At 51.1% G+C, this 12,974-nt stretch carries 15 protein-coding genes; 2 read left to right on the top strand and 13 right to left on the bottom strand.

What is annotated here, in order from left to right:
* Positions 1-55: 55 nt before the first annotated feature.
* The gene (locus JC793_RS07650; protein WP_218428049.1) at positions 56-793 is read right to left on the bottom strand and encodes an SDR family NAD(P)-dependent oxidoreductase; all 738 of its coding nucleotides are present in this window, start codon (positions 791-793) and stop codon (positions 56-58) included.
* Positions 794-905: 112 nt separating this feature from the next.
* Here JC793_RS07650 and JC793_RS07645 point away from each other — a divergent pair, with 112 nt between their 5' ends.
* Positions 906-1,859: a LysR family transcriptional regulator gene (locus JC793_RS07645; protein WP_218428047.1), complete on the top strand. Its 954-nt coding sequence runs from the start codon at positions 906-908 to the stop codon at positions 1,857-1,859.
* Between the two features lie 69 nt (positions 1,860-1,928).
* Here JC793_RS07645 and JC793_RS19895 read toward each other — a convergent pair whose 3' ends face one another.
* From JC793_RS19895 to flgB, 12 genes are all read right to left on the bottom strand, one after another.
* Positions 1,929-2,327 carry a flagellin family protein gene (locus JC793_RS19895; protein ID WP_489886179.1) on the bottom strand — a complete coding sequence of 133 codons (399 nt, stop codon included), beginning with the start codon at positions 2,325-2,327 and terminating at the stop codon, positions 1,929-1,931.
* A gap of 61 nt (positions 2,328-2,388) precedes the next feature.
* The gene (gene flgL, locus JC793_RS19890) at positions 2,389-2,877 is read right to left on the bottom strand and encodes a flagellar hook-associated protein FlgL (RefSeq protein ID WP_489886178.1); all 489 of its coding nucleotides are present in this window, start codon (positions 2,875-2,877) and stop codon (positions 2,389-2,391) included.
* Positions 2,878-2,901: 24 nt separating this feature from the next.
* Positions 2,902-4,542 carry a flagellar hook-associated protein FlgK gene (gene flgK, locus JC793_RS07635; protein WP_218428045.1) on the bottom strand — a complete coding sequence of 547 codons (1,641 nt, stop codon included), beginning with the start codon at positions 4,540-4,542 and terminating at the stop codon, positions 2,902-2,904.
* 151 nt (positions 4,543-4,693) lie between these two features.
* Positions 4,694-5,671 (bottom strand): flagellar assembly peptidoglycan hydrolase FlgJ, encoded by a 978-nt coding sequence (gene flgJ, locus JC793_RS07630; RefSeq protein WP_052927386.1) that lies wholly within the window; start codon positions 5,669-5,671, stop codon positions 4,694-4,696.
* The gene (locus JC793_RS07625) at positions 5,671-6,777 is read right to left on the bottom strand and encodes a flagellar basal body P-ring protein FlgI (protein ID WP_218428043.1); all 1,107 of its coding nucleotides are present in this window, start codon (positions 6,775-6,777) and stop codon (positions 5,671-5,673) included. Before JC793_RS07625 ends, flgJ begins: the two co-directional genes overlap by 1 nt.
* 17 nt (positions 6,778-6,794) lie before the next feature.
* A complete protein-coding gene (locus tag JC793_RS07620; protein ID WP_218428041.1) occupies positions 6,795-7,544 on the bottom strand; it encodes a flagellar basal body L-ring protein FlgH in 750 nt (249 codons plus the stop codon).
* Positions 7,545-7,620: 76 nt separating this feature from the next.
* Positions 7,621-8,403 carry a flagellar basal-body rod protein FlgG gene (flgG, locus tag JC793_RS07615; RefSeq protein WP_046892427.1) on the bottom strand — a complete coding sequence of 261 codons (783 nt, stop codon included), beginning with the start codon at positions 8,401-8,403 and terminating at the stop codon, positions 7,621-7,623.
* A gap of 19 nt (positions 8,404-8,422) precedes the next feature.
* The gene (locus JC793_RS07610; protein WP_218428039.1) at positions 8,423-9,178 is read right to left on the bottom strand and encodes a flagellar basal body rod protein FlgF; all 756 of its coding nucleotides are present in this window, start codon (positions 9,176-9,178) and stop codon (positions 8,423-8,425) included.
* A gap of 21 nt (positions 9,179-9,199) precedes the next feature.
* Positions 9,200-10,414, bottom strand: coding sequence for a flagellar hook protein FlgE (gene flgE / locus JC793_RS07605; RefSeq protein WP_218428037.1), 1,215 nt, complete (start codon positions 10,412-10,414; stop codon positions 9,200-9,202).
* Positions 10,415-10,443: 29 nt separating this feature from the next.
* Entirely contained in the window at positions 10,444-11,268 is an 825-nt protein-coding gene (locus JC793_RS07600) for a flagellar hook assembly protein FlgD (protein WP_218428035.1), read from the bottom strand.
* Between the two features lie 11 nt (positions 11,269-11,279).
* Entirely contained in the window at positions 11,280-11,684 is a 405-nt protein-coding gene (gene flgC, locus JC793_RS07595; protein WP_004236840.1) for a flagellar basal body rod protein FlgC, read from the bottom strand.
* A gap of 5 nt (positions 11,685-11,689) precedes the next feature.
* The gene (gene flgB / locus JC793_RS07590; protein ID WP_218428033.1) at positions 11,690-12,106 is read right to left on the bottom strand and encodes a flagellar basal body rod protein FlgB; all 417 of its coding nucleotides are present in this window, start codon (positions 12,104-12,106) and stop codon (positions 11,690-11,692) included.
* A 176-nt stretch (positions 12,107-12,282) separates the two neighbouring features.
* Between flgB and flgA the strand changes: the two genes are divergently transcribed.
* A complete protein-coding gene (gene flgA / locus JC793_RS07585; protein WP_054425700.1) occupies positions 12,283-12,939 on the top strand; it encodes a flagellar basal body P-ring formation chaperone FlgA in 657 nt (218 codons plus the stop codon).
* Positions 12,940-12,974 lie beyond the last annotated feature (35 nt).

The raw sequence follows: 12,974 nt of genomic DNA, 5'->3' as shown, positions 1-12,974 counted from the left end.
GTACAAATGAATATTGCTGTGTATAATCCGGAAAACGACTTGAGAAATAACACGGTTACCAGTTACCTGCTGAATATCCGCCATCAACCGGCATGATAGTGCCGTTAATATAGTCAGACTTCAGCAGAAAACGAATGCTTTCAATAATATCATTAATGGTTCCGACTTTATCCGCCGGTGATACTAAATTAATAAAATCCTGATTGAGTTCTGTATTTGCTGCCCCGGCGATATACCCCGGAGCCACTGCATTCACGCGGATGTTTTTCTTCGCATACTCCAGCGCCAGTGCTCTGACCAGTCCGTGCACACCTTCTTTTGCCAGCACACTCAGTGCGGCGGGTATTTTTTGTGACGGTTGCAGGGCAATACAGGAGGTTACCACGATAATTTTACCACCGTGATTTTTCAACATGTTTTTAATCGCCAATTGACTCAGATTAAATAAACTATAAATATTACTGTTTATTAAATGCATGAAATCATCCGGCGTCGTCTTTTCATAAGTTTTGCTGAGAAAAGCACCGGAATTATGAATAATAATATCGATATTTCCGAAGTTAATAATACCCTGCTGTATTAGTTGTCCGGCAAAATCGATGCAGTGGCTTTCACCGGTAACAGGCAGAAATGCGGTTTTATTATCCAATTCCTGTAAAAAATTTTGTTTATTCTCTTCACTGCTGAATATTCCGATCACATTGTAATGCTCATCAAGCAGTGTTCTGACTAATGCTTTCCCCAGACAACTTTCTGCATCAGTGATGATGGCAGTTCGCTGTTGTGGTTTCATAGATAGCCTGTGATTATGATTTAATACTTGCAATTGATGTAAATTATTATATTTCTTCGTTGCGTGAAATAAACTACCCTGATATCACTTCATTACCAACCTGAGGTTAATAATGCCGCGCCATTTTGATGACCTGATGCTGGGAACACTGGAACTGTTTTGCTGTGCTGCTGAACTGAAAAGCTTTACCGGTGCTGCCAAAGCCATGAATATTTCACCGGCAGCCGTCAGTAAAACCATATTACGGCTTGAGCAGAAGCTCGGCAGCGCGCTGTTTCTGCGCTCCACACGACATATCCGCCTGACAGAAGCCGGTGAACAGTATCTCGGTTACTGCAAAACCGCATTGCAGGCTATGTATACCGCCGAAGAAACGCTGCTGGATATGCGTACCATTCCGGCCGGGAAAATCCGCGTCAGCCTGCCGAATGACTATGCTTACCGCAAAGTGTTTCCGCTGATGCCTAAATTTCGTCACCGTTACCCGCAGATAGAGGTCGATTTTCATCTGCGCTTCCGTATCCTGAATCAGGAAACCACGGAGTGTGATGTGGTGGTCACCAGCTGGATTAACCGCCTGCCGGACTGGGTGGCAACCAAAATCGATTATGCCCGGTTCTGGATCCTGGCCTCGCCGGACTATCTGAAACATGCGCCTCCGCTGAACACCCCTGATGATTTGGTCCATCATAATTGCCTCCAGATGCACCTGCCGGAACATACCCGCCCGCTGCCATGGCCGCTGGTGATCAATAATGAAGTGGTACATGTCGAAACCACCGGCGATCTGGCCTTTTTTGAGGATGTGATGGCAGCTTATTATATGGCGGTTGACGGTAACGGCCCGGCGATGATGCATGATTTTATCGCGCATAAAGCGGTGGAAAGCGGAAAACTGGTGCGGGTCCTGGAAGAGTACGCCAATGTCTCACATATCTATTATCTTGCCTGTCCGGCAGATACCCGCCATTCACCGCGTATCCGTGCATTTATGGATTTTCTGACCGAAGAGCTGAAACCGGAAGCGGAATTCCCGGATCACTGGGTGATAGCACCGGTGCGCTGAGCCGTATCCGGCACAAAAAAAGGCCGTCGCAGGGACGGCCAAAGGAATTCAGTACTGCATACGGATAGTTTAACGACCGAACAGCGACATGCTGTTGAGATCTTTAAAGATATCCTGTGAGGCCTGGAACAGCGCCATTTCTTTTTGGTAATTCGACACCGTGCTGGTCCAGTCGGTGTCGACCAGGCCACTGAGACGGCTTTCATTCTGGATTTTCCGGGTCTGGGAGAGGAAGTCCAGGCTGTCAATTTCCTGTAATTGTAAACCCTGTTTAGCTTCAATATTGGAGATTTTTTCCATCCCGGCTTTCACCCCGCGGTTTGCTTCTTCCATGCCGGCTTTTGCTTTGTCCAGATCGGCCTGTGAGGCATTTTGCTGAGGGATCTTCAGGGCATCCAGACCTTTGTTAATCGCGGTGAACATATCAGCAACTTTTTCGCCTTTCGCGTTGGTAGTCGTGGCAAACACTTCCGATCCGGCGAAATAACTGATCATTTCACGGTCACTGCCCACGTTCTGGGTAATGGATTTATCCCCCCCCCTTATACAGCACGTCACCGGTCGTTGCATCCACCTCAAACGGCGGGGTACCTGATTCATAACCGCCAAAAATATAACGTCCGTTACCGTCCGTCGTGTTCCCCAGAGATACCAGCTGATCTTTCAGCCCCTGTAACTGCTCAGCCAATGATGCCCGGTCATTGTCACTGAGTGCTCCCTGGTTGGATGCCTGAATCACCGTCGTATCTATCTGCGTGGAGACTTCATTCATCTGCGATAAAATGCTCATCTGCAACGTCATCCCGGTTTTGGCATAGCCGCGGGTGGATGCATACTGCTGGTTGCGGGTTTCAGACTGACTGACCCGTACTGCCTGTGCAGATGCCTGAGGATCATCCGAAGGTTTACTGACTCTTTTACCGGATGCCAGTTTACTGCCTGCTTCCATCCAGCGCGCAGTGGCATTGTTCATATCTGTTACACGCTGACTGAACATTAAATTGGTACTGAAACGCATGATAATTTCCTTCTTAATTCAAAATCAGAATGCACGCATCAGAACGTTGAATAAGTCCTCAACAGTCGACAGCACTTTGGCATTCGCATTAAAGAATTGCTGCATTTTCTGCATCTGAACACTTTCTTCGTTGGTATTGACGCCTGAAATAGCCTGTTCCTGCTCATAAAAACTGACCGTCAGTTTATTCTGAACCTCAGAGTCAATCTGAGCCTGGCTCGCTTTACTGCCCACGTCATTAACCAGTGATGCATAAAAATCTGACAACGTTGATGTTCCGCCAACCAGTTTCTGATCCTGTAATTTCACCAGCTCTTTAATGTTTTCATTGTTACTGTCGCCGCCAGTACTATCTGCTGCGGCAAAATCTGCTGCATCAGTGATGAGGGTATTCATACCGCCGATAACATTATCCACCGGCTTGAGCAGAAAACTATCGCCCGCCTGTGCTGTGTTATTACTGATCTTAATATCCATGCCATCAAAGCTCAGTGTTCCGGAAGCAGCATCGAAATTCGCATTCACAGCCGTACCTTCCGGTAATTTGGTCACATTCCAGTTGGTACCGTCAAAACTGACATCATAGTTACTGCCGGTTATCTGAGAGGTATCACCATATTTAATATCAAAATCAGCTTTACCTTTGTTATGGGAGTTACCTACCGCACTACCACCGCCGACAGCAAAGAAATCTTTACCTGTCTGACCTTTGGAATCATAACCCTTACGGTGAATCTCATTGAATTTTTCCGCAAAGACCAGCGCCATCTGATTCAGTTTTTGTCTTGCCGGGTCGATAATTTCACGGCGTGAGCGCAGAACACCACTCAGTTCACCACCACGAATTTGTTCATCTTTGATTTCGCGGACGTTACCGGAAGAATCAATAAAACCGACACTCAGACGGCTGTCATCCGTACTGGATGCCACTGCTTCGAGACGGTTAGCGCGTCCGCCTGTCACCAGCGGCAGACCATTCGCAAAGGAAACATTAAAGTTACCGTTCTGTTCGATCACTTTGACGCCGACAACCGAATTTAACTCGCTGACCAGGCGGTCACGCACATCCAGCAGATCATTCGGTTCTGCACCGGTAGTCGCACGGGAGTTACTGATCTGCTCATTCAGTTTGGCAATTTTTTCTGCATAGGTATTAATATCATTGATTTTATTATCAATTTGATGATTTACATCGCTATCCATTTCACGCAGCCGGCGATCAGATTCTTTCAGTTGCCCGACCATCGCCTTGGCTTTACCGAGAAATACATCCACCAGAGTTTTATCACTGGCATCACTGGCCGCTTCGTCCAGAGAGGTGAAGAAACTGCCCAGCATCCCGGCAATATCATCCGTACTGTTAGATAACAAGTCATCCACACCAGAGGCATTTTTCATGTACGCTTCATAGTCACCACTGCGGGAACGCGCATTGTTATACTGCCCATTGACGAACTCATCAAACTCACGGCGGACATGGCTGAAATAGGTGCCGTTACCAAAGTAGCCGTTGGTTGTCATGGTGCCCGGGTTTTCACCGAATACCGCACTCTGACGGTGATAATAGCCCACCCCGGCGTTAGCCAGGTTGTTGGAAATAACACTCAGCCCGCCCTGGGCCGCGTTAATTCCGCTTAATGCGTTATTCATTACATTATTCAGCATGTGCTTTTCCTTTCTCTGGCGACTGCTTTCCCGGCGACTTACTGAAAATGCAGCGCAGATAGCATCCGTTTAAAATTATGTCTTACTTGGTTATCGGAAAGACGGCGCAAAAATTTAGTGTTTCACTCTATTTTTTTTACGCCGGAAACAGTCAGAAAATGTCACTCAGATCGAGTGTGTATGCCTGTACTGCCCGTGAAGCGACCGGTGCCGCCGCCGGCGTGCCGCGAATCTGATTGATGAGGACAATCAGTTTGTCCGAATAGCCCGGATCGGTGGCGTAACCGGCTTTATGCAGACGCTGTGCGGCCTGCTCCGGACTGACTGCCTGTTTCACACCGTGATAGCGCGGATTTTCAGTCAGCAGGCGGGTGTAATCGGCAATCGCCTCTTCATAAGAGCCGTAAACCCGGAAGTTATCCCGCATTTTGATGGTCTTGCCGTTGATCACCTCAGTGGTCATGATATTGGTGACCGGCCCTTCCCAGCCTTTTCCGGCTTTGATACCAAACAGGTTGTGACTGGTTTTGCCGTCAGCGGTCAGAATTTCCCGCTTACCCCAGCCGCTTTCCAGCGCGGCCTGCGCCAGAATCAGCAGATGATGCACGCCGCTTTTTTGTGACGCCGCTTTCGCCGGTGCTGTCAGTTTTGCAATGAAATTCTGACTGTTCAGCCCCAGTTCGCGCACTTTTTTCAACGGTGAACTCAGCGCATCCCCCGCGGAACTGAATTTCCGCATCAGTTGTGCCATCGCCTGCTGCGGCATCGACTGAATAACGGTGGCATCATCCAGCGGCATCATCGACGAACGCAGCGGCAGATCCGGCTCATTACCCGCAGAAAGCTGCTTATACATCATATCGCCGAAGCCCAGCCCCTTTTCTGACAGGTTCTGGGCTATCTGCTGGTCATACATACTGGTCAGCATCCGCGTCTGATCGCTGGAGAATAATCCGTCCTGCGGCAGTGCGGCGCGCATGCTTTTGAGCATCATCTGAACAAAGGTCGCCTCCAGTTGCTGCGTCACCTGACGCAGCCCCTCCTGAGGTTTTTCATTCAGCTGCTGTTTCAGGCTGCCCAGCGACTGCACATCGTAGGCCGCACTCTGCATCAACTGTATGTCGCTCATCAGATGATCTCCAGTTTCGCCCGCAGACAACCGGCGCTTTCCATCGCCTGTAAAATCGACATCAGGTCAGTCGGTGTGGCGCCTAATGTATTGAGTGCCTGAATAACCTGATTAAGATTCGCTCCGGCATTCACTTTCTTCAGTGTACCGTCCTGCTCACGTATCCCGACATTGGTATTGCGGGTCACGACGGTCTGGCCACCGGCGAACGGGGTATCCGGCTGACTGACCTGAGTCTCGCGATCAACTGTCACCGCGAGGCTGCCGTGGGCGACCGCACAACTGTCGAGGGTGACAGTCCGGTTAATGACCACCGAGCCGGTACGGGAATTCAGGATAACTTTGGCTTCATTCTGCGGCGGACGGATATTCAGATCCTGCACCCGCGCCAGGAAGCGCACCTGATCACTGCTGCTCGGCGGTACGCGCAACTGTACGGTACGGGAGTCCAGTGGTGTCGCTGTGCCGAAGCCGTTCAGACGGTTCACTGCGTCACTGATATCCTGCGCCAGCGCAAAACTGTCTTCATTCAGCTGAAGATTAATCACGCCATTCTGACCGAATCCGCCCGGCAGTTCACGCTCAATCGTTGCCCCGCCGCTGATACGGCCGCCGGCCAGCTGGTTCACTTTGACACTGCTGCCTCCGGCACTGACACCGGCACCGCCGACCAGGATATTACCCTGAGCCAGCGCATAAACCTGTCCGTCCACGCCTTTGAGCGGAGTCATCAGCAATGTGCCGCCGCGCAGGCTTTTGGCGTTACCCATTGAGGAAACGACCACATCGATTGCCTGGCCGGAGCGGGCAAACGGCGGCATTTTGGCGGTGACCATCACCGCCGCCACATTTTTCAGCTGCATATTCGTGCCCGGCGGGACAGTGATCCCCATCTGCGACAACATGTTATTCAGACTTTGTGTGGTAAACGGCGTCTGCATGGTCTGGTCACCGGTGCCGTCGAGGCCGACAATCAGCCCGTAACCAATCAGTGCATTCTCACGTACGCCCTGCACGGTGGTCAGATCTTTAATCCGCTCGCTGTGTGCGGGGATACTCGCCACACCCAAAACCGCAATCAGCAGGCCGGTCAGTACTTTTTTCATTCTCACTTTACCTCTGCTCAGTACGGTGACACATTCAGGAAGAAACGCTGTAACCAGCCCATATTCTGCGATTCATTGATATAGCCGTCGCCGACATATTCAATACGGGCATCCGCCACCTGCGTTGAGCTGACACTGTTATCCGCCCCGATGGTGCGCGGGTTGACCACACCGGAGAAACGGATAGATTCCGTGCCCTGGTTGATGGCGATCCGTTTTTCACCCACCACATGCAGGTTACCGTTAGCCAGCAGCTGATCTACTGTGACTGTAATCGTACCTTTAAAGGTGTTCTGGGCATTGGCACCGCCTTTGCCGGTAAATTCACTGTTACCTTTTACGTCCAGCTCTGTATTACCGCCGCCGAGCCAGCCCTGCATAAAGCCGGGCAGAATTGCGGCGAGAAACCCGGTTTTCCCGGCTCGGTTGGCATTCGCGGAGGAGTTTTTGCTGGCGCTGACGTTTTCCTGCAGATTGATGGTGAGGATATCGCCGACGTTACGCGGGCGTCTGTCCTCAAACAGCGGCTGATAGCCGTAGTAGGCCGGCTGTGCGCTCTGAAAAATAGCACCGTTCGCGGCCGGGGCAGTCGGTGCAGCCGGCAGCGCGGTGGTGTGGGTATCCACCAGCGGTTTGGGTTTGATGTAAGCACAGCCGCTGAGTGATACGGCAAGCACTGCCGCTGTCACCAGTCCGCGCCCGCAAACAGATGTTGCAGGAAAACTTGCGCAATCCTGCTGCCGTGGAACAATGCCGCTTTCAGTCATCTTAATACTCTTGCTGTTCTGTGCGTGTCTCAGTCAAAACGCCCCGGCGGTGATAATCTCAGCGCCGGGACAGGGATTACAGTTGTGTCAGACGCTGTAACATCTGATCAGAGGCGGAAACGGCCTTACTGTTGATTTCGTACGCACGCTGCGTCTGGATCATATTGACCAGCTCTTCCGCCACGTTAACGTTCGATGTTTCCACCATACCCTGATACAGACGGCCTGCGCCGTTGGTTTCCGGGGCACTTTCTGTCGGCGCACCTGAGCTGGCGGTTTCCATGTAGAGGTTTTCACCGATACTCTCCAGACCCGCATCATTAATGAAGGTGGTCAGGGTTATTTGTCCGACCTGCTGCGGCTGGCTTTCACCGTACATGGTGACAGAAACAGTACCGTCACGGCCGATTTCCATCTTCTGAGCCCCTTCCGGGATCATAATGGCCGGGACAATCTGATAACCGGATGAGGTCACCAGCTGGCCGTTCTGATCAGGATGCAGTGAACCGTCACGGGTATACGCATCAGAGCCGTCCGGCATCTGGACATGGATAAATCCCTGTCCGCTGATGGCGATATCGGTAGAGGTGCCGGTTTTGTTCAGCGCACCCTGAGCATGAATACGGGTGGTCGCCACCGGACGCACACCGGTACCCAGTTGCAGGCCGGTCGGCAGAGAGGTCTGTTCAGAGCTCATCGCACCCGGCTGGCGGATGTTCTGATAAAGCAGATCTTCAAACACCGCACGCTGGCGTTTAAAACCGTTGGTGCTGACGTTGGCCAGGTTGTTGGAAATAACATCCAGGTTCGTCTGCTGGGCTTCAAGCCCGGTTTTGGCAATCCATAATGAACGGATCATGATAATTCCTTACTGAATATTAACTCACAGAAAGCAGCTGATTGGCCCGCTGGGCGTTTTCATCCGCGCTGTGAACCACTTTCATCTGCATCTCGAAATGACGCGCATTGGCAATCATTTCCACCATCGCCTGTGCCGGATTGACGTTACTGCCCTCCAGCACGCCGGAAGACACTTTGCCGCGCTCACTGACCGGCAGTTCATTGCCGTTGGCGTTACGCGCCGCCGCCGTAAGATGAAACAGCCCGTCTTCCCCGCGCATCAAATCCTGCGGTTTCGCTTCCGCCACTTTCAGGCGGCCAATCTGTCCGAGCATCGTCGGCGGATCCGTCGGGATCAGCGCGGTGATAGTACCGTCACCGCCGATGGTCAGTTCTGCGTGCGGCGGCACATCAATCGCACCGCCGTCACCCTGCAGAAGGTGATCACCCAGCATCAGCTGACCGTCCGCTGAAACCTGAATACTGCCGTTACGGGTATACGCTTCTTCCCCGCCCGGCAGCGCAACCGCCAGGAAATGACCTTCGTTAAGTGCCACATCCATCTGACGGCCGGTGTAATTCAGCGGTCCCTGAGTCATGTCCGCCCCGGGTGTTGAAGAAACCACCAGTGTCCGGGTCTGCTCTGTATCACCGTTTACCGGCACGGCCCGCATCGCGGACAGTTGTGCCTTAAACCCGGACGTCGAGACGTTGGCAATGTTGTTCGAGACAATGGCCTGATTTTCCAGCGCATGCTTAGCGCCGCCCATTGCCGTATAAATGACGTGATCCATGGCCACCTTCTGTCTTTATGCTTAACGTAAGTTAACCAGCGTCTGCAGCATCTGATCCTGCGTTTTGATGGTCTGCGAGTTGGACTGATAGTTACGCTGCATCACAATCATGTTGATCAGTTCCTGGCTCATATCCACGTTGGAGGCTTCCACCGCACCGCCGGTCAGGTTACCGAACTGCCCGGTTCCCGGAACGCCGTCCATCGGGTTACCGGAAGCATTGGTCGCTTTCCAGACGTTACCGCCCTGGGATGCCAGACCATTATTGTTGGCAAAGGAAGAGAGTGCGATTTTGCCGACGGTCCGCTTCTGCTGGTTGGAATAGCTGGCGGTGATGGTGCCGTCATTCTCAATTTTGAAGCTGGTATATTCACCGGACTGATAACCATCAACATCAATTTTGCTGACTGATGATTCGTTGACTTTCTGCTGACGGGTTTTGTTGAAACTCAGGTCAATCGTACCGTTATCCGCACCGTTTAAGCCTGTATAGTTGAATTTAAAATCAGCGGTACCTTTTAATTTACCGTTACCGTCAAATTCCATGTTGCCCAGATCCTGAACAGCCGCTGTTTTATCACTGCTGTCTTTGGCTTTGACGGTCCATTTATTGTCAGCGGTTTTAATAAAGTAAACCGCGACCTCATGGGTATTACCCTGGCTGTCATAGGTGGTCATAGTGGTGCTGAAGTTGTAACTGTCAGGGTTATCAGGGTCAAACGCAGCCACCGTCGGCACTTTATCATCTGAGTTCAGGTTGATTGTTAATTCACCTTTGGCTGACGCTTTGGCATCCATCATATCGGTCGGGATATTCAGTGGCTGCGGCACACCACCGGTCTGGATAGTCACGTCACCATTAGCATCAGTTCCCGCCGGGAAGCCGGTGACCATCATGCCCTGGTTGTTGACCAGGTTACCGCTCTTGTCACGGTGAAATTCACCATCACGGCTGTAAACCACATCACCATTACCATCCAGCAGACGGAAAAAACCGTTACCGGAAATCGCAACGTCTGTGGCACGGTCAGTACGGGTGATAGCACCGTCTTTGAAGTTCTGGGAAACCGCCGCAACGTTAACCCCGAGACCCACACCGGAACCGGCAAACATATCAGCAAAAGACGCATGCGCCCCTTTAAAGCCGTTGGTTGCGGAGTTGGCAATGTTGTTACCGATCGAATCAAGACCGGATGAAGCGGCATTCAGGCCGCTGACTGCTTGTGAAAAAGACATGTCACCTCCATGACAATTGGGTTTAGTAATTAAGAATCCGGATAAACTTTAAATATCTCAGACAGCAGCACGCTGTGGCCGATACCCACATCCAGTAACGGTGCATCCGCACCCGGTGTGACACCATTCACTTTTGCGTATTTCAGTCTGATTACACTACTTTCTGGTATTTCCTCTCCCTTCAGACTGGCCTTAACTTCAAAGGTATATTTTCCTTTGATATCAAGTACCAGCTCACCTTTATCATTACGCCCGTCCCATGTTCTGTCGTAGATATCCGGTTTTGTTTCACCGTCAATCGTGATAGTTCTGGCAATTCCTTTATTTTTATCGCGAATAGTTATCTCGATTTTATCCGCCGGTTTAGCGAGGAAGAAACCAAACGGAGAAGATTCAAATCCGGTCTGAATGTTATTATCGTCATCCTTGCTGTCATCACCTTTGTTATCATCGGCGAATGATGCAATTGATATATCTTCGCCCGGCAGAGGATTATCCGGTTTGACCAGGGTAATATCGTTGCTGACAGGAACCAACACCAAATCACTGCCCGGGATCAGAACATTTTTTCCGACCAGCTGTGTCGCCTGTAATGACTGACCGGAGTTAATTTGTTTTGATATACCACTGACACTGTCATTCAGATTATTCATACTTTCCAGTGTGGCAATTTGCGCCAGCTGACTGGTCAGATCCGTGTTATCCATCGGTTTGGTCGGATCCTGGTTCTGCATCTGCGTGACAATCATTTGCAGAAAGGTATCCCGCATATCGTCACTCTGACTTTTCTGCGGTTTTTTTTGCGTATCAATATCGTTATTGACCGGGTCATTGGTTGTTGCATTAATCCCCATGACTCACTCCGTTACTGTCCGAGGGTTAAGGTCTTCTGCAACAGCACTTTGGCTGTGTTCATCACTTCCAGGTTTGCCTGGTAGCTGCGGGACGCGGAAATGGTGTTGATCATTTCACCCACAGTGTCCACGTTAGGCATCCGCACATAGCCCTTTTCATCCGCCAGCGGGTGTCCGGGTTTGTATTCAAGACGCGGCGGTGCCGGGTCTTCAATCAGCTGGCTGACTTTTACACCGCCGATGTCATAACGCCCCTGCGGAGCGGTCTGAAATACCACCTGTTTTGCACGGTACGGCTCGCCGTCCGGCCCTGCGACACTTTCTGCGTTCGCCATGTTACTGGCGCTGACGTTAAGCCGCTGGGACTGTGCGGTCAGTGCGGAAGCAGAAATATCAAAAATACTCAGTAATGCCATGGTGATTACCCTTGCTGTAAGACAGCCAGCATGCTTTTCACACGGCTGTTAATAAAGGTCAGGTCAGCCTGATATTTCAGGGTGTTATCAGCAAACTGACTGCGTTCAACATCCATATCCACGGTATTACCGTCCATCGATGTCTGATACGGAACCCGGTATTTGAGATCGACCGCTGACGGCATTGCGGCACCGTGTCCGCTGATATGACCTTTTGCGGTCACCGCCATCACCAGGCCGCCGTTTTTCACCGTGCCGTTATTCATCGCCTGTTTCAGCTGATGACTGAAATCGATATCCCGTGCCTGATACCCGGGGGTATCCGCATTGGCAATATTGGATGCCAGGATTGTCTGACGCGTTTCCCGCAGCGAAAGTGCCTGCTGCTGGAATGCAAACGTGGCATTTAACTTATCAAGCATGTCTGCCCTCTGTTGATGTGTTACGCCTGTTTTAGTGACAGGTATATTATCCGCCCCGGGAAAATCTAATGGCGGGATAAACGCGAAATAACCAACCTATTTACCGGATTCAACAGTGCGGAAATTGCGTAAACTGCGACCATCAGAAATAACCGTGTTTGTGCAAGGAGAAGAAAATGACATCCCGTTACCGCACCCTGTTTATCAGCGGATTACTGGTATTTTCCGCCTCAGCACACGCCGGTTTACCGGAAGATATCAACCGTTACTTCCGTCAGCTGCATCCGAAACCGATGCAGGTATCTGTTGAGATAAAAACCCCGATCGACCGCTGGCCCGCCTGCAAAAATCCGGTACTGCAACTGCCTGCGGGCGGACGCAACACCGGTAATGTGTCTCTGCCGGTGTTATGCGGCAAAAAACGCACCTTTATGCAGCTGGCTGTCAATGTCACCGGTCAGTATTACGTGGCGACCCGGCAGATTCAGCGCGGTGATACTGTTCAGTTTGTGGATATCGGCACAAAACGCGGATTACTTCACAAATTGCCTGCGGGCGCCGTTACCGATAAAATGTCGCTCCGCGGTGCAATTGCCCTGCGCAATATTGATGCAGGCCAGACCTATGTTGCCTCGATGACCCGCAAAGCCTGGGCAATAAAAGCCGGACAAAGTGTTTTTGTCATGGCGGACGGTGATAATTTCTCGGTAAAATATGAAGGCCGTGCCATTAATAATGCCGCCGCCGGAACGCCAATCCGCGTCCGGCTGGTCAATGGTCAGGTTATCAGCGGCGAAGCCCTTGAAAACGGCAGCGTGAAAGTGTCACTGTAGTTATATGCTGAGTGATAAATTTAGATATAAAGTTT

The organism is Morganella morganii, assembly GCF_019242955.1.
Taxonomy (GTDB): Bacteria; Pseudomonadota; Gammaproteobacteria; order Enterobacterales; family Enterobacteriaceae; genus Morganella; species Morganella sibonii.
The sequence above is the reverse complement of the archived record's forward strand: the minus strand, read 5'-3'. Positions and strand labels throughout refer to the sequence as shown.